General features: G+C 56.7%; 23 protein-coding genes. 18 read left to right on the top strand and 5 right to left on the bottom strand.

Translation table 11 applies throughout. The features are described 5' to 3' along the window. The first annotated feature begins 36 nt into the window (after window positions 1–36). The 8 genes from AC6I8P_RS22795 to AC6I8P_RS22760 all read left to right on the top strand — a co-directional run bounded on the left by AC6I8P_RS22795 (window position 37) and on the right by AC6I8P_RS22760 (window position 8,490). Window positions 37–1,185: an FAD-dependent monooxygenase gene (locus tag AC6I8P_RS22795; protein WP_481658287.1), complete on the top strand. Its 1,149-nt coding sequence runs from the start codon at window positions 37–39 to the stop codon at window positions 1,183–1,185. After that, window positions 1,182–2,003 (top strand): alpha/beta fold hydrolase, encoded by an 822-nt coding sequence (locus AC6I8P_RS22790; protein ID WP_021508810.1) that lies wholly within the window; start codon window positions 1,182–1,184, stop codon window positions 2,001–2,003. The genes AC6I8P_RS22795 and AC6I8P_RS22790 overlap by 4 nt, the downstream gene beginning before the upstream one ends. Continuing rightward, the gene (locus tag AC6I8P_RS22785; RefSeq protein ID WP_498031262.1) at window positions 2,000–2,752 is read left to right on the top strand and encodes a maleate cis-trans isomerase family protein; all 753 of its coding nucleotides are present in this window, start codon (window positions 2,000–2,002) and stop codon (window positions 2,750–2,752) included. Before AC6I8P_RS22790 ends, AC6I8P_RS22785 begins: the two co-directional genes overlap by 4 nt. Before the next feature lie 9 nt (window positions 2,753–2,761). Beyond that, window positions 2,762–3,400 carry an isochorismatase family protein gene (locus AC6I8P_RS22780; protein ID WP_215481112.1) on the top strand — a complete coding sequence of 213 codons (639 nt, stop codon included), beginning with the start codon at window positions 2,762–2,764 and terminating at the stop codon, window positions 3,398–3,400. A 108-nt stretch (window positions 3,401–3,508) separates the two neighbouring features. Then, entirely contained in the window at window positions 3,509–4,819 is a 1,311-nt protein-coding gene (locus tag AC6I8P_RS22775) for an MFS transporter (RefSeq protein ID WP_498031261.1), read from the top strand. Window positions 4,820–5,208: 389 nt separating this feature from the next. Then, window positions 5,209–6,483 (top strand): nucleoside permease, encoded by a 1,275-nt coding sequence (locus tag AC6I8P_RS22770; protein ID WP_031279949.1) that lies wholly within the window; start codon window positions 5,209–5,211, stop codon window positions 6,481–6,483. A 17-nt stretch (window positions 6,484–6,500) separates the two neighbouring features. Continuing rightward, complete coding sequence (locus tag AC6I8P_RS22765; RefSeq protein WP_031279951.1) at window positions 6,501–7,523, top strand: ADP-ribosylglycohydrolase family protein; 1,023 nt, start codon at window positions 6,501–6,503, stop codon at window positions 7,521–7,523. Continuing rightward, window positions 7,510–8,490 (top strand): PfkB family carbohydrate kinase, encoded by a 981-nt coding sequence (locus AC6I8P_RS22760; RefSeq protein ID WP_166710594.1) that lies wholly within the window; start codon window positions 7,510–7,512, stop codon window positions 8,488–8,490. The genes AC6I8P_RS22765 and AC6I8P_RS22760 overlap by 14 nt, the downstream gene beginning before the upstream one ends. On the opposite strand, the gene AC6I8P_RS22755 is transcribed toward AC6I8P_RS22760, so the two are convergent. Beyond that, window positions 8,477–9,217, bottom strand: coding sequence for a GntR family transcriptional regulator (locus AC6I8P_RS22755; protein ID WP_021508817.1), 741 nt, complete (start codon window positions 9,215–9,217; stop codon window positions 8,477–8,479). The genes AC6I8P_RS22760 and AC6I8P_RS22755 overlap by 14 nt on opposite strands. Before the next feature lie 146 nt (window positions 9,218–9,363). Between AC6I8P_RS22755 and AC6I8P_RS22750 the strand changes: the two genes are divergently transcribed. Further along, complete coding sequence (locus AC6I8P_RS22750) at window positions 9,364–10,110, top strand: metallophosphoesterase (RefSeq protein ID WP_498031260.1); 747 nt, start codon at window positions 9,364–9,366, stop codon at window positions 10,108–10,110. Here the strand turns inward: AC6I8P_RS22750 and AC6I8P_RS22745 are convergent. From AC6I8P_RS22745 to AC6I8P_RS22730, 4 genes are read right to left on the bottom strand one after another with little or no spacing between them, the layout of a single operon-like run. After that, the gene (locus AC6I8P_RS22745) at window positions 10,086–10,481 is read right to left on the bottom strand and encodes a GFA family protein (RefSeq protein WP_264251895.1); all 396 of its coding nucleotides are present in this window, start codon (window positions 10,479–10,481) and stop codon (window positions 10,086–10,088) included. The two genes, AC6I8P_RS22750 and AC6I8P_RS22745, sit on opposite strands and share 25 nt — an antisense overlap. A 25-nt stretch (window positions 10,482–10,506) precedes the next feature. After that, complete coding sequence (locus AC6I8P_RS22740) at window positions 10,507–10,944, bottom strand: acetyltransferase (protein WP_498031259.1); 438 nt, start codon at window positions 10,942–10,944, stop codon at window positions 10,507–10,509. Between the two features lie 47 nt (window positions 10,945–10,991). Then, window positions 10,992–11,522, bottom strand: coding sequence for a GNAT family N-acetyltransferase (locus AC6I8P_RS22735; protein WP_498031357.1), 531 nt, complete (start codon window positions 11,520–11,522; stop codon window positions 10,992–10,994). A 35-nt stretch (window positions 11,523–11,557) separates the two neighbouring features. Then, complete coding sequence (locus AC6I8P_RS22730) at window positions 11,558–11,998, bottom strand: VOC family protein (protein WP_031279954.1); 441 nt, start codon at window positions 11,996–11,998, stop codon at window positions 11,558–11,560. A gap of 269 nt (window positions 11,999–12,267) precedes the next feature. Here AC6I8P_RS22730 and gcvA point away from each other — a divergent pair, with 269 nt between their 5' ends. The 9 genes from gcvA (at window position 12,268) to AC6I8P_RS22685 (ending at window position 20,296) form a co-directional block, all read left to right on the top strand. Next, window positions 12,268–13,152: a transcriptional regulator GcvA gene (gcvA, locus tag AC6I8P_RS22725; protein WP_498031258.1), complete on the top strand. Its 885-nt coding sequence runs from the start codon at window positions 12,268–12,270 to the stop codon at window positions 13,150–13,152. Window positions 13,153–13,248: 96 nt separating this feature from the next. Next, window positions 13,249–13,878 (top strand): LysE family translocator, encoded by a 630-nt coding sequence (locus AC6I8P_RS22720; protein WP_058776142.1) that lies wholly within the window; start codon window positions 13,249–13,251, stop codon window positions 13,876–13,878. A 198-nt stretch (window positions 13,879–14,076) separates the two neighbouring features. Then, on the top strand, window positions 14,077–14,934 hold the full coding sequence (locus AC6I8P_RS22715; RefSeq protein ID WP_021508824.1) for a MurR/RpiR family transcriptional regulator: 858 nt from the start codon (window positions 14,077–14,079) through the stop codon (window positions 14,932–14,934). Window positions 14,935–15,061: 127 nt separating this feature from the next. Next, entirely contained in the window at window positions 15,062–16,390 is a 1,329-nt protein-coding gene (locus AC6I8P_RS22710) for an aspartate aminotransferase family protein (RefSeq protein WP_058781012.1), read from the top strand. Further along, the gene (locus tag AC6I8P_RS22705; protein WP_238562186.1) at window positions 16,387–16,941 is read left to right on the top strand and encodes a carboxymuconolactone decarboxylase family protein; all 555 of its coding nucleotides are present in this window, start codon (window positions 16,387–16,389) and stop codon (window positions 16,939–16,941) included. Before AC6I8P_RS22710 ends, AC6I8P_RS22705 begins: the two co-directional genes overlap by 4 nt. Window positions 16,942–17,068: 127 nt before the next feature. After that, a complete protein-coding gene (gene glnH, locus AC6I8P_RS22700; protein ID WP_238562185.1) occupies window positions 17,069–17,821 on the top strand; it encodes a glutamine ABC transporter substrate-binding protein GlnH in 753 nt (250 codons plus the stop codon). Window positions 17,822–17,872: 51 nt separating this feature from the next. Continuing rightward, entirely contained in the window at window positions 17,873–18,529 is a 657-nt protein-coding gene (glnP, locus tag AC6I8P_RS22695; RefSeq protein WP_021508828.1) for a glutamine ABC transporter permease GlnP, read from the top strand. A 2-nt stretch (window positions 18,530–18,531) separates the two neighbouring features. Continuing rightward, window positions 18,532–19,254 carry a glutamine ABC transporter ATP-binding protein GlnQ gene (glnQ, locus tag AC6I8P_RS22690; protein ID WP_498031356.1) on the top strand — a complete coding sequence of 241 codons (723 nt, stop codon included), beginning with the start codon at window positions 18,532–18,534 and terminating at the stop codon, window positions 19,252–19,254. A 19-nt stretch (window positions 19,255–19,273) separates the two neighbouring features. Next, window positions 19,274–20,296, top strand: coding sequence for a C45 family autoproteolytic acyltransferase/hydrolase (locus tag AC6I8P_RS22685; RefSeq protein ID WP_238562184.1), 1,023 nt, complete (start codon window positions 19,274–19,276; stop codon window positions 20,294–20,296). Window positions 20,297–20,320: the final 24 nt, after the last annotated feature.

The raw sequence follows: 20,320 nt of genomic DNA, 5'->3' as shown, positions 1-20,320 counted from the left end.
CATACCTTCAAATCAGCGTCAGTGTGAGAGGAAAATATGAGCAATATGAAACGCATCGCGGTAATCGGCGCCGGGCTGGGCGGGCTTGCCGCCGGCTCGCTGTTACAGAAAGCGGGATTTCATGTCACGGTCTACGAACAAAGCCCGGCTTTCTCCCGTCTGGGTGCCGGCATCCACATGGGGCCGAACGTGCTCAAGGTGTTTCGCCGCATGGGTATCGAACAGCAGCTGGAGGATCTGGCTTCGCATCCCGATTTCTGGTTCAGCCGCGAGGGTGAGACCGGGGAGTATTTGTCACGTATTCCGCTGGGCGCTTATGCGCGCAAAGAGTACGGTGCGGCTTATGTCACGGTGCACCGGGGCGATTTGCAGGCCATGCAGATGACCAGTCTGCAGCCGGGCAGCGTCCAGTTCGGCAAGTGCCTGAGCAGCGTCGAGGACAGCGGCAGCGATGTGGTGCTGCGTTTTCAGGACGGCAGCGAAGCGCGCGCGGATATCGTGATTGGCGCGGATGGCATTAACTCAAAGCTGCGTGAACATCTGCTGGGGGTGGAAGCGCCCACTTACAGCGGCTGGGTGGCGCACCGTGCGCTGATCCGCGGCGAACAACTGCGCAAATACAACCTCAGCTTTGAAGATTGCGTCAAGTGGTGGTCTGAAGATCGTCATCTGATGGTCTATTACACCACCAAAGCGCGCGACGAATATTATTACGTCTCCGGTGTGCCGCACCCGGCGTGGGATATCAAAGGCAGCTTCGTTGAAAGTAGTCAGCAGGAGATGCTGGAAACCTTTGGTCACTACCATCCGGTGGTACAGGCGCTGATCGAGTGCAGCGAATCGGTCACCAAATGGCCGCTGCTCAACCGTCAGCCATTGCCGGTATGGAGCGAAGGGCGCATTGTGCTGCTGGGTGATGCCTGCCATCCGATGAAACCGCACATGGCGCAGGGCGCTGCGATGGCCATCGAAGATGCCGCCATGCTGTCGCGCTGCCTGACGGAAACCGGTCTTGATGATTATCGCACCGCATTCCGCCTGTATGAAGCCAACCGCAAAGAACGTGCGTCGCGCGTGCAGGCCGTCTCTAACGCCAATACTTTCCTGCGCACCCAGGAAGATCCGGCCTGGGTGTACGGCTACGACGTGTTTGCCGCGCCGCTGAAAAGCGAGGTGACCTCATGAGCCGTTTTATGCACGGCGGTCAGGTACAGGCCAACGGCATTCGCCAGCACTATCTGCGCTACGGCGGCAGCGGGCCCGCGCTGATCCTCGTACCGGGTATCACCAGCCCGGCGATCACCTGGGGTTTTGTAGCGGAAGTTTTTGCGCAGCATTTTGATACCTGGGTACTGGACGTGCGCGGTCGCGGGCTCTCCAGCAGCGGTGAAGGACTGGATTACGGCATGGAGAGCTGCGCCGATGACATCAACGCCTTCGCGGATGCGCTGGGGCTGACGCGCTATCACCTGGTTGGCCATTCGATGGGCGCGCGCTTCATCATGCGTGCGGCGGTGAAACAGCCAGCCGGCGTGCTGTCGCTGTCGCTGATCGATCCGCCGGTTTCCGGACCGGGCCGGCGTCTCTATCCTGGACAGTGGCCGTGGTATGAAGATTCCATTCGCGACGCGCAGCGCGGCATGGATGCTGAAGCCATGAAGCAATACTGCCCGGCCTGGAGCGATGACCAGCGCCAGCTGCGCGCCGAGTGGCTGCACACCTGCTATACGCCAGCCATCCGTCGCGCCTACGACGATTTTCACCAGCTCGATATCCACCAATATTTCCCTCAGCTGCCGGCAAAAACCCTGCTGATGGTGGCAGGCAAGGGCGGCGTCATTCAGGCGGAAGATGAAGCCGAAATCCGCGAGCTGCTGCCGACCATTGAGATCAGCCGGGTAGCCGGCGCTGGTCACATGATCCCGTGGGATGATTTTCACGGTTTCTTCAACGCCTTTGGCACCTTCCTTGGCCCCTCACTGACTCCGGAGACGCAGCCATGACGCGTTCGTATCGTATCGGCCAGATTGTGCCGAGTTCCAACATCACCATGGAAACCGAAATTCCCGCCATGCTGCAGGCGCGCCAGCTGATTCGCCCGGAGCGGTTTACCTTCCACTCCAGCCGTATGCGCATGAAGCATGTCAATAAAGATGAACTGGCGGCGATGGATAAAGAGTCCGACCGCTGTGCGCTGGAGCTGTCCGACGCGCGCGTTGACGTGCTCGGCTATGCCTGTCTGGTGGCGATCATGGCGATGGGCCCGGGCTATCATCGCCAGTCGCAGCAGCGCCTGACGCAGGTCACGCGCGACAACGAGGCGCTGGCACCGGTGATCACCAGTGCCGGCGCGCTGGTCGATGCGCTGCATATTATAGGCGCGAAGAAGATCGCGCTGGTAGCGCCCTACATGAAGCCGCTGACCGAGCTGGTGGTGGATTACATCCAGCGCGAAGGGATTGAGGTAAAGCAGTGGCGCGCGCTGGAAATTGCCGATAACCTCGCCGTCGCCCGCCACGACCCGGCCAATTTACCTGGCATCGTGGCGGACATGACGCTGACGGATGTTGATGTGGTGGTGCTGTCGGCCTGCGTGCAGATGCCATCGCTGCCGGCGGTGGCAAAAGTAGAGGCGCAGACCGGCAAGCCGGTAATTACGGCCGCCATTGCCACTACCTACGCTCTGCTGAAGGCGCTGGAGCTGGAGCCGGTGGTGCCGGGCGCGGGCGCACTGCTGTCCGGTGCGTGGTAAGGAGAAACCATGAGCCAGAGTGTCAGTGATAACTACGCCGGTGTCTGGGGCAACCGCATCGGTTTTGGTCAGCGTCCGGCGCTGCTGATGATCGACTTTCTGCAGGGCTACACCACGCCGGGCGCCGCGCTATTTGCCCCGGGCGTGGTAGAGGCAGTGGCCGCTGCACAGGGCCTGCTGGCGGCGGCGCGCCAGTGCGCGATTCCGGTGATCCATACGCAGATTCGCTACCACCCGCAGCATCAGCAGGACGGCGGGATCTGGGTGCAGAAAGCTCCGGTAATGCGTGACATGGTGGAAGGCAATCCGCTGGCTGAGTTTTGTCCGGCGGTGCAGCCGCTTGCCGCAGAAGTGGTGATCACCAAACAGTATGCCAGCGCGTTTTTTGGCACGTCTCTGGCATCGATGCTGGTGGCGCAGGGCATTGATACGCTGCTGATCGCCGGCTGCTCTACCAGCGGCTGCATCCGCGCCAGCGCAGTGGATGCGTTGCAATACGGTTTTCGCGCCATGGTGGTGCGCGAATGCGTGGGCGATCGCCATGATGCGCCGCATCAGGCCAATTTGTTTGATATCGACAGTAAATATGGCGACGTGGTAAGTAAAGCCGCGGCGCTGGAGTATCTCGGGAAGTTCAGCGCCCGTTAAGGGCGCGTTTCACCTGCACGGAGTGCGCACAAACAGTCCGTTTCGGCTGCGGCTGAGACGCATAACAACATCTCCCCGACGACGGGGTTATTGCGCCCGGAGAACACCATGACTGACGTTTCAACCCGTCCTGCTGCGCTGGCAGCCGAAGACACCGCTACGATTTATCGCAAAATCACCTGGAAGCTGATTCCGTTTCTCTGCCTGTGTTATCTCGCGGCCTACCTTGATCGCATCAATATCGGCCTGGCTAAGCTACAGATGGCGAGCGATCTGGCGCTGAGCGAGACCGCGTTTGGTCTGGGTGCCGGGCTGTTTTTTGTCGGCTATATCCTGTTTGAAGTGCCGAGCAACCTGATCCTGCAGCGGGTCGGCGCAAAGATCTGGATCGCGCGCATTATGATTACCTGGGGCCTGCTCTCGACCGCCACGCTGCTGGTGCAAACGCCGACCCAGTTCTACATCATCCGCTTTTTCCTCGGCGCGGCCGAAGCCGGTTTTCTGCCTGGCGTGCTGTTCTATCTCACCAAATGGTTTCCCTCGTGGCGCCGCAGCCGCATCATTGCGCTGTTTATGATTGGCCTGCCGCTCTCCAGCCTGATTGGCGGACCGCTTTCCGGCTGGATCATGGGGCATTTTCATGAGGTTTACGGCATGCGCGGCTGGCAGTGGCTGTTTCTGCTGGAAGGTCTGCCCAGCGTATTACTGGGTGTGCTGACGTTCTGGCTGCTGCCGAACAGCGTCGAAAGCGCCAGCTGGCTCAGCAGCAGTGAGAAGCAGGCGGTGCTGCGCGAACTGGCGCGCGACGAAAGTGACGCCAAAGGGCTGAAACACAGCCTGCGCGATGGTCTGCTGAATATCCGCGTGGTGATGCTCGGCGGCATCGACTTCTCGATTCTGCTCAGCGCTTACGCCATGGGTTTCTGGATGCCGACCTTTATTAAGAATGCCGGCACCACCGATATCACCACGATTGGCTATCTGACGGCGATCCCCAGTCTGGCGGCGTTGATTGGCATGCTGGTGATCGGTGCCAGCTCAGACCGCCTGCGTGAACGCCGCTGGCACATCATTGTTCCGTTTATTATTGGCGCGGCAGCGATGGGCACCAGCACCTTCTTTGCTCACAACGTGGCGATGACCGTGCTGCTGTTCTCGATTGCGCAGGCAATGATTATCGGGGCGGTGCCGGTGTTTTTCAGTCTGCCCGCTACGTTCCTGAAAGGCACGGCGGCCGCGGCGGGTTTTGCGCTGGCCTGTTCGATCGCCAATATCGCCGGACTGGTGAGTAATTCCGTGATGGGCGTGGCGCTGGATCTCACCGGCAGCAGCAACGGCGCGCTGTGGTTCTTCGCCGTGTGTCTGCTGCTCAGTTCGCTGTTGGTGGTCGCGCTGCCAGCGAAGCTGGTGAATCGGTAGCGAATACCTTACCTATTTGAACGATCGCTGATGGATTGCCATTGATGGCGTAATGCCGAATAGTTCAGAAACTGCAATACGCACAAATTCGTAGCGGCGCGATTCATCGCGCAATAAATTGCGCCGCTACGATAAGTGCAATCATTTATGTACAAATTCAAAGATAACTGACAAGGATTACGCCATTCATGGCGACCGTCTCACAGCCGCAGGATGCAGCTCCACACCCCGCCAGACCGTCACGCCCACCCGCACCCAATCCTCCTCGCTTATCGGTTATCCATAAGGTAAAAATCTTGTGGGATAGCTCAAACTATCAGCTAAAGGTATTATAAAGGTATCTATTCTGGTGCTAGATTGGTTCTACCAACACCGGGGAGTCTATTTCGATGAAAACTACAATTCCAAAGCTGTCGTTCATGATGTTCTTAGAGTGGTTTATCTGGGGGGCATGGTTCGTGCCGCTTTGGGCGTTTCTCAGCAAAAACGGCTTTTCGCCAGTTGAGATCGCCTGGTGCTACGCCTGTACCTCCATCGCTGCCATCCTGTCACCGATTCTGGTCGGCTCGCTGGCTGACCGTTTCTTCCAGGCACAGAAAGTGTTATCGCTGCTGACCATCGCCGGCGCGATCCTGATGTTCTTTGCCGCGCAGCAGACGCACTTCAGCAGCTTCTTTCCGCTGCTGCTGCTGTATGCGCTCACGTACATGCCGACCATTGCGCTGACCAACAGTATTGCGTTTTCCCACGTCGGTGACGTGGAGCGCGACTATCCGCGCATCCGCGTGATGGGCACTATCGGCTGGATCGCCTCCGGCATCGCCTGCGGTTTCCTGCCGCCGCTGCTCGGCTTTGGCGATATCTCCGCCAGCAATGTACCGTTGCTGATCACCGCGGCCAGTTCGCTGCTGCTTGGCCTGTTCGCCCTGACCCTGCCAGCCACCGAACCCAAAAGCACCGGCAAGTTCAGCCTGCGCGTGGCGCTCGGCCTGGATGCACTGCACCTGCTGAAAGATCGCAGCTTCCTCGTATTTTTCGTCTGTTCATTCCTGTTCAGTATGCCGCTGGCGTTCTACTACATCTTCGCTGAGGGATATCTGACCGAAGTCGGTCTGCCACACGCCACCGGCTGGATGACGCTCGGCCAGGTATCAGAAATCTTCTTCCTGCTGGCGCTGCCGTTCTTCATTAAACGCTTCGGCATCGGCAAAGTGCTGCTGCTCGGCCTGGTCACTGCCGCGCTGCGCTACGTGTTCTTTGTGTTCGGCGGCGATCAAAACCTGCTGACCTTCGGCCTGCTGTTTATGGGCATTCTGCTGCACGGCGTCAGCTACGACTTCTACTTCATCACCGCCTACATTTATGTGGATAAGAAAGCGCCGGTGGCGATGCGTAACGCTGCGCAGGGCCTGATCACCCTGGCCTGTCAGGGCATCGGCAGTCTGCTGGGTTACCGCCTCGGCGGCTATCTGATGCAGGAGATGTTCGCGTATGACCAGCCGCGCAACGGCCAGACCTTCAACTGGGCGGGGATGTGGATGTTTGGCAGCGTGATGATTGTCATCATCACCATCGCCTTTATCGTCCTGTTCCGCGACGGCAAAAAACGCAGTGATGAATTAACCGCTTTTGAAAACTCAGCAACCGCTGACAGCCATAAATAAGAGATGTAACCATGACGATGACACACCAGGAAAAACGGATTTTGGGCGCATTTTACGGCCAGGCATTGGGCGATGCGATGGGCATGCCATCGGAACTGTGGCCGCGCAGCCGCGTGAAACAGCACTTTGGCTGGATCGATCGCTTCCTGCCCGGCCCGGCAGAAAACAATGCCGCCTGTTACTTTGGCCGGGCGGCTTTCACTGACGACACCTCAATGGCGCTGGCGCTGGCCGATGCCATTATCAGCCACGACGGCGAAATTGATGCGGAAACCATCGGCGCCAATATTCTGCGCTGGGCGGAAGCGTTTGATGCCTTTAACAAAAATGTGCTCGGGCCGACCTCCAAAATCGCGCTTAACGCGCTGAAAAACGGCACGCCGGTGGCGCAGCTGGAAAATAACGGCCTGACCAACGGCGCGGCGATGCGCGTCTCGCCGCTTGGCTGTCTGCTGCCGGCGCGTGACCTGCCGGCTTTTATTGATGCTGTCGCGCTGGCCTCCAGCCCGACACACAAATCCGACGTGGCGATTGCCGGTGCCACCGCGATCGCCTGGGCAATCTCCCGCGCGATTGACGGTAGCGACTGGGCAACGATTCGTGACGAACTGCCGGCGATTGCCCGTGCGGCGCAGGAGCGGCGCGTCACCACTTTCAGTGCGGCGATGGCGGCCCGCATCGAACTGGCGTTGCAGGTGGTCGCGCAGGGCAGGGGCACCGAATCGACCATGCAGCAGATCTACGATCTGGTCGGTACCGGCACCAGCACCATTGAATCGGTACCGGCGGCGATTGCCATGGTCGAACTGGCGGCGACCGATCCCAATCGCTGCGCCATTCTGTGCGCCAATCTGGGCGGCGATACGGATACCATCGGCGCGATGGCGGTTGCTATCTGTGGCGCGCTGCACGGTATCGACGCGATCGATGCGCAGCTAAAAGCGGAGCTGGATGCCGCTAACGCGCTGGATTTCACCCATTACAGCCGCGCGTTTGTCCGTTTCCGCCAGCAGCGCGAGGCCGCCTATGCTGACGCCTGACGATCTGTCCCGACTGGCGGGCCGGTTGCCAGTGTGCGTGGTGGGGGCGGCGGTAGTGGATGTGATTGCCGATGCCTGGACGTTGCCGTATCGCGGCAGCGACATCGAACTGCATCAGCAGGGCGTGAACGTTGGCGGCTGTGCGCTTAACGTCGCCATTGCGCTGCATCGTCTCGGCATTCCATCCATCAACGCGCTGCCGCTGGGGAACGGTATCTGGGCCAGTATCGTGCGACAAAAGCTGGCGGAATACGGTGTGCAGAGCGTACTGGAAAATGCGCACGGTGATAATGGCTGGTGTCTGGCGCTGGTCGAGCCGGATGGCGAGCGCACCTTTCTTTCCGTTAGTGGCGTGGAAAACCAGTGGGACGCCGCGCTGTTGCGCACATTGCCGCAGCCGGCGCAGCGCTGGATCTATCTCTCGGGTTATCAGCTCACCAGCAAAAGCGGCGAGGTGCTGATCGACTGGCTGGAGCAGCAGGCACAGCCGTATCAGCTGCTGGTGGATTTTGGCCCGCGGCTGGCGGACATCGGCGAGGCGCAGTTTGCGCGCATCATGGCGCTGCAGCCACTGATTACAGTGAACAGGCAGGAAGCGGAGCTGCTGTGGCATGAGCGTCTGCGCGCATCCGAACCTTTCGACGCCCATCAGCTGATGGCGCGCTGGCAGCAGCAGTTTGGCGGCGCGATGGTGTTAAGGCTGGACAGCGAAGGTGCCGGATACATCGACGCTGAGGCGCAGGGCTGGGTGCCCGCACTGGCGACAACGGTGGTCGATACTATCGGCGCGGGCGACAGCCATGCTGGCGGATTACTGGCGGGATTAGCGTCCGGCTGGTCACTGGCGGAGAGCGTTGCGCTGGGCAACGCAGTGGCGTCGTATGTGGTTTCCCGGCGCGGCGGCGACTGTGCGCCCGATCGCGCCACACTGCGCGCTTACTGGCAGCAACGCCTTACTCAGCAATAAACACGTACATATCGCTGCGGCAGTAGCTGATGCTGTACTCCAGCGGATTGCCCTGTGCGTCGAGTGCCAGCTGCTTAATCACCAGCACCGGCACATTGGCGGGCAGGGCAATTTGCTGCTGCAGGGCTTCGTCCGGCATACGCGCACTGACCCGGCTCTGGGATTTCACCGGCAGGATCTGCTGGCGATGAAAATAGTCATACAGCGAAATACCAATCTCACCGGCATCGGCAATGTAGCGCGCCGGCACCCATGACTCTTCAACCGAGACCGCCTGGCGGTCAACATAGCGAATACGTTTCAGCAGATAGACATCGCTGCCCGTGCTCAGCCCCAGCTTTTCGGCGATCTCTGCGCTACAGGCAATTTTGCTTTTATTGATCCACACGGTGTCCGGCGTTTTACCGCGCAGCACCGCCTGCTGCGACAATCCTTTTGGTTCTTTGAGTGAATATTCAAACTGGCTGCAAATCTGCGTGCCGTAGCCGCGGGAACGGAACACGACGCCCTCTTTTTCCAGCTCGTCCATGGCTTTACGCACGGTGATGCGTGAGATGTTCAGCGACTGGCTGAACTCGCGCTCGCCCGGCAGGATCTCTTCGTGCACCAGCGTGCCATCGCGCACCGCATCTTTAATCGCACTGGCAAAGCGTTTGTACAGCGGCGTGCGGCTCTCTGCCGCCAGTGTGGTGGTCAACCGCGCCAACAGCGCATTGTGGTCAGTCATAGCGGGCAGGGCACTCACTCGGGTCAGCGGCAGGAACCGCTATAATACTGAATTTTAATGCGGCGCGCAGCCAGCGTCGCGTGACGGTGCGGGTGCTATGCTGCCAGACGGCCCTGTTGGTTCGCTTGTTTATTTCCGGAGACATTATGTTAATCGCTCAGATTTCAGACATCCATGCCGCACCGGACAATGATCACCTGCTGCGCCTGGCGCGGTCGCTGGCGTGGCTCACCCATGTGCAACCGGATGCGCTGGTGTTAACGGGCGATCTTGTTGATGGCGAGTGGCGGCAGGGTTACTGGCAGATAGCTGAGCAACTGCGCCAGCAGCATTACCCTACATTTATATTGCCGGGCAACGCCGATGATCGACGACTCATGCAAACGACATGGCATGAAAATCACTGGGCGAAAAACACCCCGGCAGACGCGCTGCATTTTGTTCAGGATATGGGCGGTTTGCGTATGCTGGGGCTGGACTCCACGGTGAATAAACAGAATTTTGGCAGCGTCGGGGAGCATCTGGAATGGCTGGAAAGACAACTCAGCGATACGCCTGCATTGCCAGCGCTGCTTTTTCTGCATCATCCGGTTATCGCATCGGGCATACCGACGCTGGATGAATCAATGTGTCGCGGGCTTGATAAGCTTGAGTCGATCCTCAGACGCAACCGGGCCAGAATACTGGCTATTGCAGCCGGGCATGTGCACCGGCCCGCAGCAGGCATGTTTGCAGGGGTTCCGGCTTATATTTGTGGCTCAATTTGCCCGGCGAATCCGCTGTGGTTCGGCAGCCAGCGGGTTCCGCCGGTGAATGATCCACCGGCACTGATGGTGCACCGTTTCGCCCGCGGCGTTTTGACCAGTCATCATGTTTCTTTATCCTGCTCATAATGAGGCACATCGTCGCGTTCTGTTAGCCACGGCACGGTGTGCGAGCACCAGATATAGGAAACCGGCGTCTGAGCGGGATCGTCGTCTAGCGTGGCCACACGCAGAATCACGTGGCTCTGATGAGGTCTTTCAGCCATCAGATGAGATCCGCAGACTGAACAGAAATAACGCAACTTATCCGGGGAAGAATTAAATGCCGTCAGAAATTCTTCTCCCTGGGTCCACCTGAAATCCTCACGCCGCACGCGCGCTGTGGAGGTATAAGCGGCGGCGTGCGCTTTCCTGCAGGTATGACAGCAGCAATGCGTAATGCTGCCCGCCAGGCGATCGCATTCGTAGCGCACACGTTTACAGAGACAACTTCCGTTCATTTTTTCTCCTGATACCTGTGCCGGATTATCGCATCAGCTTCAGATGGAGGAGGGGAAACGGTTTCCCCTCACCATCAACGGAAGACCGTCCAGTCACCTGAAAGCCCAGATGCTGATAAAACCCGAGCGCAGCGGTATTTTGTTCGTTAACGTCCACTTTTTTCGCTGAAAGATAACGGATTGCGTAGTGGACTAACCGTGCACCGACCCCTTTTTTGTGATGAGCGGGCGAGACGAAAAGCATCTCGATATTCTCATCCTGCACGCCGATGAACCCGACAATGTCATGGTTTTCATCGCTCACTTTTCTTAAAACAACAGCATCAAAATAATTTTCCAGAATAAGCTGTCTGAGCCGCAGGATATCCTGTTCATTCAGGAAATGATGCGTTGCCCTGACGGCATCCTCCCAGACCTGAATCAGTAAGTGATACTCTTCCTTGCTTACTTCGCTAATTGTCACAACGCCTCCTTAACATGCCAACGCGATGGCTTAACGCAATGCCTGCGCTAATCGCTGGCCAGCCGCGCATAAAGATATTCATCGCCCCACATCCCTTTGAAAAAAATATTCTGCCGGTAATGCGCTTCACGGCGAAAATTCAGCTTTTCCAGCAGGTTTATGGCGCGAATATTACGTGTGTCTACCACGGCAGTAAGCCGGTGTTTTGCAAACTGCGTGAAAAGCAGGGTAACGATGGCACTCGTTGCTTCAAGCGCAAAACCCTGTTTCTGATATCCGGCATCGAATGTCATGCCGAGTTCAGCTTGTCTTCCTTCATCAAAAAAATGAATTCCGATGTCACCTATGAGCCGGTCGTCTTCCTGGTGTGCTACGGCAAGCTGAAACCAGGTGTTATCGCTGTTGAATGGCAGCGCATCCTGCTGCGCATATAATTTCTCAGCGTCCTGCCGGGTAAATTCTTCCCAGCTTTGATAACGAGCAACGTCTGGCAGATTGCGATAGCGCGACAGATGCGGCAAATCAGCCAATGCCAGCTTGCGCAACACCAGGCGTTGAGTATAAATCGGCAACGTCAGCGCCATATGTTCTCCGCTGCCTGCGTGCAGGCGAGTTAAAGTAAACCGGGAGCGGTGCGTATCGCTTCAAGCCCGACGCGTTGCCCGAAAGACAGCTCCAGCGTATTGCCATCAGGATCGGCAAAAAATACGTAATATCCCACCGGTTCGCCAGCCTCTTCAGGGGCTTTACGTAACACGCCTTCGGCGACGGCCATCGCTGTTTTACGATCGATCTCTTCGCGTGACGCACAGGCAATGCCTAAGTGTCCAAATTTACCCAGTGGCGTATCTGACACGTCATCCGCCTGCACCAGAACCAGTGCGAAAGGGCGGGTATGATCGCTCAGCCATGCCACCTTGCGGGCAGCCGGGACGTCAGGTTCACGGGTGTGTATCACCTTCATTCCTGCATAGCGGCGGTAGAAATCCATGCTCTTCTCCAGATCCCTCACCATAAACGCAACGTGGGTAAATCCAACATCAATATCCTTCATCTGCATCCTGTCTCCATTTATTGCCTCCCTGACACGACAAAAACTCAAGCCTGATAAAGGTTAATCGCCATAAAGGGCCTGGTCGTTGCTCATTTTTCCGTGTGGAGGTGTGGTGCGTGAAACGGTACTTTCTCTTAAAATTTCAATATAACTCAACAGTTTTGGAATAAAAACGACACGGCAACGCGTGCTATATGCCTATTAATAACGTTGACGGAGAGGAAATTAAAACGATTTAATTTCCGCCTGTTTTTTAGGAAAACTAAACGATGCGAAACAGCCTGCCTTCTCTTAACGCCCTGAAAGCGTTCGAATCCGTTGCCCGGCACCTCAGCATGACCCTTGCAGGCCGGGAGTTGCACGTCACGCCCGGCGCGATCAGCCTGCACATCAGGGAACTGGAACGGCAGCTGGGCCTGCCCCTGTTTCAGCGAAATGGACGCAAGCTGGCGCTGACGGCATCCGGTCAGGGCTATTACTACTCGATTGCTTCGGCTTTCAGCCTGATACGTGAAGCCACTGAAACGCTGGTGCAGGAGACACAAAAAAATACCATCACGCTGGCCTGCACCACCGGATTTGCGACTCACTGGTTACTGCCGCGGCTGGCTGATTTTGAACGTGCCTGTCCGAAGATCGACCTGCGCATCAGTGCCACTTCCCGCATTCAGTCTTTCGCCACGGATGGTATCGACCTGGCCGTACGGCATGGTAATGGTTTCTGTGAGGGTTGCGTGAGTGAGAAGCTGATCGACGACGACTACCTTGCAGTCTGCATTCCTGCTGTGGCGCAGCAGCTGGGGGAACCGCCGGCACTTGCCGCACTCGGTCGCGTCACGTTACTGCATGATATGCACCGGGAAGACTGGCAGCGCTGGCTCGCTGAAGCCGGCGTCGGGCACATTGATTCCGGTAAAGGGCCCTTGTATAGCGATGGCAGCGGGGCGTGGCTGGCGATGCTTGCTGGCATGGGCGTAGCGCTGATGCGCAGGCGATTTGTTCAGGCGAATCTGGCATCCGGTGAAGTGGTGGCACCGTTTCCAAATACGCTGAATACCGGACACGCGTACTGGCTTATTACGCCCCACGAAGCGCTGCTGCGTTCTGCCGTGGTAAAAGTAAGAGCCTGGCTCATGCAGCAGTCCACAGAATAGAACAGCGTCCGGCATTTCTTCATATCAACAAGACATAGTAAATTCCTGAGCAAGCCGATATAACAGGGTCAGGACATTTCACCTGCAGAGGATTTCATGGCGCTTTCACACGAATTAATGCTGATTTACACCACTTATTTTGTGGCAACGGCCAGCCCTGGTCCGAGTAATATGGCGATTATGGGAACGGCGATGAATAAAGGGCGCGGTGCCGCCTTAGCGCTTGCGGGCGGGGTAATTGGCGGCTCAATGCTGTGGGCGCTGCTGGCGGCCTGCGGGGTATTAACCGTTTTGGCGACGTTTGCCCAATTGCTGCTGGTGTTGAAAATCGGCGGCGGGTTATATCTGTTGTGGCTGTCGTACAAAGCCGGTAAATCTGCGTTAACCCGCACCGCTGCCGATAAAACCGTTATCAGCGATCACCGCGTTGCATATGGCGCGTTATTTCGGCAGGGAATTTTGATGCACGTCGGTAATCCTAAAGCCATTTTAACCTGGGTCGCAATCATGTCCGTCGCGCTCAAACCGGACGCCGCAGCCTCGACCTTACCGCTGATTATTCTCGGCTGTGCGGCAATTTGCGTCGCGGTATTTTGCGGCTATGCGCTGATATTTTCCACCGCAGCAATGAACGCGTTTTACCGTCGTATCCGCCGGGGATTAGATGCGCTATTAGCCTGCTGTTTTGCCATTGCCGGACTGAAACTGGTGTTGAGTCGTCAATAAAGCAAATTTTTAACCTCAGGTTCGCCCTCCATAGCAATAGGCCGCTCAGTTAAGTAAACCACCATGAGCAGCCTGATTGTCGCGGCGCGACGCATCGCGCCCTGCTTCAGGCCGTCACTCCGGTGTGATATCCGCGCCTAGAGTCTTGATCTCAAATGTGTTTAGATACCTGAACGTCAAAGCCTGTGAATCGTTGCCATGAATCTAAAGGAAACTATCGTCCGCGAGTTCAGTGAATTATCGCCAGAACTACAGCGAGCTGCCGAATTCTCACTGCAGAATGCCAATCAACTGGTGGTGCAATCCATGCGCACCTTTGCGCAGCAGGCCGGGGTGAAACCGGCAACGCTGCTGCGCCTGGCGAAACGGCTGGGCTATAACGGCTGGAGTGAACTCAAAGACGCATTTATTGATGACATCGGCCTGCGCAATGATACCTATGTCTCGAAAGCGGAAAAGCTGGTGGCTGCCGGCACGCAGCCGCAGCTGTATGATGCGATGTTTCAGGCCCACCAGACCAACCTGGCCTTTACGCAGGAGGAAAACCGCCAGGCAATGGAACAGGCCGTGACCTTACTCGATGCGGCTGACAATGTTTACATCTGCGGTTTCCGCGCCAGCTTTCCGATCGCCTGGTCATTATTTTATGTGTATCGGTTGTTCAATCGTCAGGTGTCACTGGTGGATGGTCTGGCGAGCAATATCGAAGTTTTCACACGTGAACTGACCGCCGCGGATTGCCTGTTGCTTACCAGCTTTGCCCCTTATTCACGCGAATCACTTGATGTACTGCGCGCAGCGCAGCAGGCGGGTGCAAAGATCATCGCCATCACCGACTCACCGGTCTCGCCGCTGGCGCAGGCCGCTGATTGCTCGCTCCGGTTTTCACTGGACAGCCCATCGTTCTTCCCGTCTGTCGTCTCTGGCATGGGCCTGGCAGAGTGCCTGCTGGCGATGCTGGTGGCCCGTCATGGACGTGATGCGGTCAGTAAAATTGAAAACGCCGAACGCTATTTAATCGATTCCGGCGCTTACGTGCATGCCGGCAAATCCTGACAGATGATTCATTTGTATCTGTCATAAGAATATTGAATGCGATTGAATCATTATTGCATTGACGTGATTCAAATGGATCCTGCAAGATACGTTTCAACAACGAAGCGTATTCAGGAGCAGGACCAGCATGAGCCGTATCATTCACCGCAGTCTGCGCAGCGTGCCCGCCGTGGCCACGCGCGCACACGGGGCCTACATTTTTGATGCACAGGGAAAGCAGTATCTTGATGCCTGCGGTGGTGCCGCCGTTTCCTGCCTGGGCCACGCCCATCCTGACGTCCTCGCAGCCATGCATCGTCAAATCGATCAACTGGCTTATGCGCATACCAGTTTCTTCACCAGCGATACCGTTGAACAGCTCGCCGAACAGTTAACGCGCACCGCACCGGGCGATCTTAACTATGCCTATTTCGTGTCGGGCGGTTCGGAGGCGGTGGAAACCGCGCTGAAACTGGCCCGGCAATACTTTGTTGAGATCGGACAGCCTGCGCGCACCCGTTTCATCGCCCGCAAACAGAGCTACCACGGCAATACGCTGGGCGCGCTGGCGGTGGGTGGCAACGAATGGCGCCGGCGTCAGTTCGCACCCCTGTTAATCGACGTGATTCGCGTTTCAGCCTGCAATGAGTATCGCGATCGCCGTGCCGATGAAACCCAGCAGCAGTATACCCAGCGGCTGTTGAGCGAGCTGGAGCAGGCGATTATCGATGCGGGCCCGGAAACGATTATTGGCTTCTGCGCGGAGACGGTGGTCGGTGCGACCAGCGGTGCCACGCCGCCGACGCCGGGCTATCTGCAGGGTGTACGTCGCCTGTGCGACAAGTATGGCATTTTGTTTATCGCCGATGAGGTGATGTGCGGAATGGGGCGTACCGGCACACTGCACGCGTTCGAACAGGATGGCGTGGTACCTGATTTGGTCACCATCGCCAAAGGACTGGGTGGCGGTTATCAACCCATCGGCGCGGTGCTGGCCAGTGAGAAGATCGTGTCTGCGCTGCAGGCTGGCAGCGGTCTGTTCCAGCATGGACACACTTATATTTGTCATGCGACAGCCGCTGCGGCGGCGTTAGCAGTACAGCAGGTGATTGAGCGCGACCATCTGCTGGAGGCGGTTCAGCAGCAGGGCGCTTATCTGCACAAGGCGCTTCGCGACGTGCTGGGGGAGTTACCGCACGTGGGTGATACGCGCGGCCGCGGCCTGTTTGCCGGTGTGGAGCTGGTGCGTGATAAAGCCACAAAAACCCCGTTCGATCCGGCGATGAAACTTCACGCAGCCATCAAGGCCAACTGTATGGCGCGCGGTTTGCTGGTCTATCCGATGGGCGGCACGCTGGACGGGCAATATGGCGACCATATTTTAATTGCCCCACCGTTTATCGTCACCCCGCAACAACTGGATTTTGTCGTGGATACGCTGAACACCGTGATACGTGAAGAGACCGGCAAATTATGATTAACCGATTACCGCCGCTGGCGGAGCAGGACTGGGATGAGCAGCAACGTCCGCTCGCGGAAGAGATTATCAACGGGCCGCGCGGTGCGCTGCTACCTCCGTTTGAGCCGCTGCTGCGCAGCCCAGGGTTAATGGCACATGCACAGCGTATGGGGGAATATCTGCGCTATCGCAGTGCGCTGGGCCAGCGGTTATCGGAACTGGCGATTTTAATGACGGCAAGGCACTGGTCACAGCCGGTAGAGTGGGCAATCCATGCGCCGATAGCGCGCGAAAAGGGGATTTCTGCTGCAGCAGTGCAGGCCATCAATGAAAAACGTCAGCCCGCGGATTTGCAGCCTGATGAGTGGGTGATTTATCAGTTTTGCCAGCAGTTACATCAGCAACAGAAAATCAGTGATGCCACCTGGCAGCAAGCCATCGAATTATGGGGCGAGAAGGGCGTGGTGGATTTGATAGGCATTAACGGCTATTACAGTTTTCTCTCGATGATCATGAACGGCGCACAGACGCCGGTACCCTTTACGCAGGATCACTTGCTTCCTGCATAAGTTGTCGCATTACTCCGGGCGTACCTGATACGCCCATTATATTAACCACCTTCTTTGACCATGTCCGCCGGGTTATTTCGCTGGATGACAATCATTGCACGCTACATTACTGACGCTGAGGGTTATTATGTCTGCATTTTTAAATAAATTAAAAGTTACACTGGCATTGGTTGCCTGTTCCGCCAGTTTTACCGCTGCGGCGCAGGAGAAATTAACCGTCGGGGTTGATACGGCTTTTGTTCCTTTTGAATTTAAGCAAGGTGATAAATACGTCGGCTTTGACATTGATTTATGGGATACCATCGCGAAGAAAATGCATATCAGCTATGAATTACACCCAATGGACTTTGGTGGCCTGATTCCGGGGCTGCAATCGCGGAATCTGGATGTCGCGATGGCAGGCATTACCATTACCGATGCGCGTAAGCAGGTGGTGGATTTCAGCAACGGTTATTATGATGCCGACTTATTAATGGCTGTCAAAAGCGATGATAACAGCATTAAGAAATTCAGCGATTTAACCGGCAAGAAAGTGGGTCTGAAACAGGGCACGGCCGCAGCCAGCTTTATGAAAAGTAAATACAAGGCAAATTATGTTGAGTTTCCTAATATCGACAACGCCTATCTGGATTTGCAGGCCGGCAACCTTGATGCGGTGGTCCATGACTCGCCCAATGTGCTGTACTACGTGAAAACGGCGGGCGATGGCAAAGTCAAAGCCAGCGGTGAAAACGACACGATTCTGCCGCAGCAGTATGGCTTTGCCATGCAGAAAAACAGCAGCCTGACACCTAAGATCAACGCCGCGCTGCAGGCCCTGCGCGCGGATGGGACTTACAGCAAAATCTACGTGAAATGGTTTGCTAAGCAGCCGAAATAATCCTGCCAGGCCGGAGCCCTCCGGCCTTATTTAGCGTTTACAGGTTAAATTATGAATTTTGACAGTAAATATATTTGGGAATCTCTGCCGCTACTGCTGCAGGGGCTGCAGCTGACCTTGATTATTTCGCTGTCAGGTCTGCTGGGCGGTTTTATTATTGGCTTACTGGCGGGAACCTGCCGTGCTCTGGGCGGAAAAATCGCCAAAACGCTGTCACTTATTTTTGTCGAGCTTATTCGCGGTACGCCCATCATGGTGCAGGTAATGTTTATCTATTTTGCACTACCGATGGTGTTGCCGATAAGAATTGATCCCGTCACCGCCGCGATCGTGACCATTGTGATTAACTCCGGTGCCTACATTGCTGAAATTACCCGGGGCGCGATCCTCTCAATCAATAAAGGCTTTAAAGAAGCGAGTCTGGCGATGGGCTTATCGCAGCGCAGTACGTTGTGGTATGTCATTATGCCTTTAGCGTTACGCCGCATGATTCCGGCTTTGGGTAACCAGTGGATTATCAGTATTAAAGATACCTCACTGTTTATTGTTATTGGCGTGGCAGAACTGACGCGTCAGGGGCAGGAGATCATTGCGGGTAATTTCCGTGCGCTGGAAGTGTGGACGGCGGTAGCCATGATTTATCTGCTGGTGACGTTATGCCTGAGCTTTTTACTGAAGCAGCTGGAAAAAAGGATCCATATTTTATGAGCATGGTTGAATTTAACGCAGTGTCGAAAAATTTCGGTGCCACGCAGGTCCTGCACAATATCAATTTAAAAATTGAGTCCGGCAAGGTGGTGGTGATTATCGGCCCTTCAGGTTCAGGCAAATCAACGCTGCTACGCTGCATCAACAAACTGGAAGAGATCTCATCCGGGACGCTGCTGGTCGCCGGAATGCACATCACCGATCCGCATGCGAATGAATGTGATATCCGCCGTGAAGCCGGCATGGTGTTTCAGCAGTTTCACCTGTTCCCGCATCTGACCGCGCTGGAAAACGTGATGTTCGGCCCGATCCGCGTGCGTCATCAAACGAAAGCCGCGGCGCGCAAGCAGGCGCTGGCGCTGCTGGAGCGCGTCGGCTTGCGCGATCGCGCCAGCCATTATCCGTCTGAACTTTCCGGGGGCCAGCAGCAGCGCGTGGCGATTGCCCGGGCACTGGCCGTCAGGCCGAAAATGATGCTGTTCGATGAGCCGACCTCCGCGCTGGATCCGGAGTTACGTCATGAAGTGTTGAAAGTGATGCGCTCGCTGGCTGAAGAGGGCATGACCATGGTGATTGTGACGCATGAGATTGGCTTTGCCCGCGATGTGGCTTCGCGGCTGATCTTTATTGATGGCGGTACCATTGCCGAAGATGGGCCACCTGATATGCTGCTGACTGCCAGCCGTAATCCGCGTCTGAAAGAATTTCTGCAACATGTATCCTGAAATGAAGTGAAATAACGCTATGAAAAAACTCGACTTCCGTGGTTCGGCTTTTGTTATTGGTCAGCAACTCGGTGACTTTGGCCGTGATGGCTGGCATAACAAACTCACGCATACCCGTCTCTGGCAAACGGTCACCGCCATGAAAGATACTCAGCAAATCCGCAATATGCGCGCGCGGGTCCAGCGCCAGTTTCCGCTGATCTGGCAGGAGCTGGAAGGGCTGGCTGAAGGATTACAGGCACCGATTGACGAGGTGTTTGCGTGGAACTGCCGGGGCGATCTGGTGCGTTCAACTTCGGATGGTTGCACCACGGTGGCGGGGAAAAGTGCCAGCGGGGAGTTGATCATTGCGCACAACGAAGATGGCTTTCCCCAGCTGCGTGACGACTGTGCGCTGGTCACCGTGACCCCCGATGACGGGCTCGCGTTCACCAGCTTCGCCTATCCGGCATCACTTTGCGGTCACACTTTTGCCGTTAATGAAAAGGGCATCGTTAACACCGTCAATAACATTCGCGCTCAACATCGTCCGGATGGCATGCCGCGCCAGATCATCGCCCGCGCGTCGCTGAACGCGACCACGCTGGATGAAGCGATCGCCATACTCAGCGCCACGCCGCGCGCCGGCGCGTTTCACCATACGCTGGGGCAGCAGGGCGATAGCCGCCTGATCAGTATTGAAGCGACAGGCTCAGGCTGTTCAGTGATCGCACTGACTGCGCCTTTCGGGCACGCTAACCATCTTATTCACCCGCAGCTTGCCGCCGTCGAACAGGTGGTCACCGCCAGTTCCGGCTCGCGCCAGCAGCGTCTGGATACATGGCTGACGACGCAAACAGCGGTAGATGGCGCGGCGGCCAGGGCGATTTTATCGGATCAGCAGGATGCAGCGTTGCCGATTTACCGGCTGTCGCCGCAGGATCCGGATGAGGAAAATACCCTCGCCACGGCTATTTTTACCCTGAGTGATGACGCGGTGACGTGGCAGATCTTCACGCGCGACCGCCAGCGCGCCGCTTTGCAATCTGCTGGTCGTCAATGAGGTGGTATTTTTAATCTCCACAGC

It is taken from the genome of gamma proteobacterium symbiont of Lampromicra miyakona (genome assembly GCF_059730895.1).
Note: the sequence above shows the minus strand (reverse complement) of the source record. Positions and strands in the feature narration are given on the sequence as shown.

Excerpts from the sequence above, each read along its gene's own strand:
- AC6I8P_RS22755 (WP_021508817.1), bottom strand. The coding sequence starts at position 9,217 with ATGACTGACCACAATGCGCTGTTGGCGCGGTTGACCACCACACTGGCG.
- AC6I8P_RS22715 (WP_021508824.1), top strand. The coding sequence starts at position 14,077 with ATGAATCTAAAGGAAACTATCGTCCGCGAGTTCAGTGAATTATCGCCA.
- AC6I8P_RS22730 (WP_031279954.1), bottom strand. The coding sequence starts at position 11,998 with ATGAAGGATATTGATGTTGGATTTACCCACGTTGCGTTTATGGTGAGG.
- AC6I8P_RS22795 (WP_481658287.1), top strand. The coding sequence starts at position 37 with ATGAGCAATATGAAACGCATCGCGGTAATCGGCGCCGGGCTGGGCGGG.
- AC6I8P_RS22705 (WP_238562186.1), top strand. The coding sequence starts at position 16,387 with ATGATTAACCGATTACCGCCGCTGGCGGAGCAGGACTGGGATGAGCAG.
- glnH (WP_238562185.1), top strand. The coding sequence starts at position 17,069 with ATGTCTGCATTTTTAAATAAATTAAAAGTTACACTGGCATTGGTTGCC.
- gcvA (WP_498031258.1), top strand. The coding sequence starts at position 12,268 with ATGCGAAACAGCCTGCCTTCTCTTAACGCCCTGAAAGCGTTCGAATCC.
- AC6I8P_RS22785 (WP_498031262.1), top strand. The coding sequence starts at position 2,000 with ATGACGCGTTCGTATCGTATCGGCCAGATTGTGCCGAGTTCCAACATC.
- AC6I8P_RS22780 (WP_215481112.1), top strand. The coding sequence starts at position 2,762 with ATGAGCCAGAGTGTCAGTGATAACTACGCCGGTGTCTGGGGCAACCGC.
- AC6I8P_RS22750 (WP_498031260.1), top strand. The coding sequence starts at position 9,364 with ATGTTAATCGCTCAGATTTCAGACATCCATGCCGCACCGGACAATGAT.
- AC6I8P_RS22710 (WP_058781012.1), top strand. The coding sequence starts at position 15,062 with ATGAGCCGTATCATTCACCGCAGTCTGCGCAGCGTGCCCGCCGTGGCC.
- AC6I8P_RS22685 (WP_238562184.1), top strand. The coding sequence starts at position 19,274 with ATGAAAAAACTCGACTTCCGTGGTTCGGCTTTTGTTATTGGTCAGCAA.
- glnP (WP_021508828.1), top strand. The coding sequence starts at position 17,873 with ATGAATTTTGACAGTAAATATATTTGGGAATCTCTGCCGCTACTGCTG.
- AC6I8P_RS22720 (WP_058776142.1), top strand. The coding sequence starts at position 13,249 with ATGGCGCTTTCACACGAATTAATGCTGATTTACACCACTTATTTTGTG.
- AC6I8P_RS22775 (WP_498031261.1), top strand. The coding sequence starts at position 3,509 with ATGACTGACGTTTCAACCCGTCCTGCTGCGCTGGCAGCCGAAGACACC.
- AC6I8P_RS22765 (WP_031279951.1), top strand. The coding sequence starts at position 6,501 with ATGACACACCAGGAAAAACGGATTTTGGGCGCATTTTACGGCCAGGCA.
- AC6I8P_RS22760 (WP_166710594.1), top strand. The coding sequence starts at position 7,510 with ATGCTGACGCCTGACGATCTGTCCCGACTGGCGGGCCGGTTGCCAGTG.
- AC6I8P_RS22790 (WP_021508810.1), top strand. The coding sequence starts at position 1,182 with ATGAGCCGTTTTATGCACGGCGGTCAGGTACAGGCCAACGGCATTCGC.
- AC6I8P_RS22745 (WP_264251895.1), bottom strand. The coding sequence starts at position 10,481 with ATGAACGGAAGTTGTCTCTGTAAACGTGTGCGCTACGAATGCGATCGC.
- AC6I8P_RS22770 (WP_031279949.1), top strand. The coding sequence starts at position 5,209 with ATGAAAACTACAATTCCAAAGCTGTCGTTCATGATGTTCTTAGAGTGG.
- glnQ (WP_498031356.1), top strand. The coding sequence starts at position 18,532 with ATGGTTGAATTTAACGCAGTGTCGAAAAATTTCGGTGCCACGCAGGTC.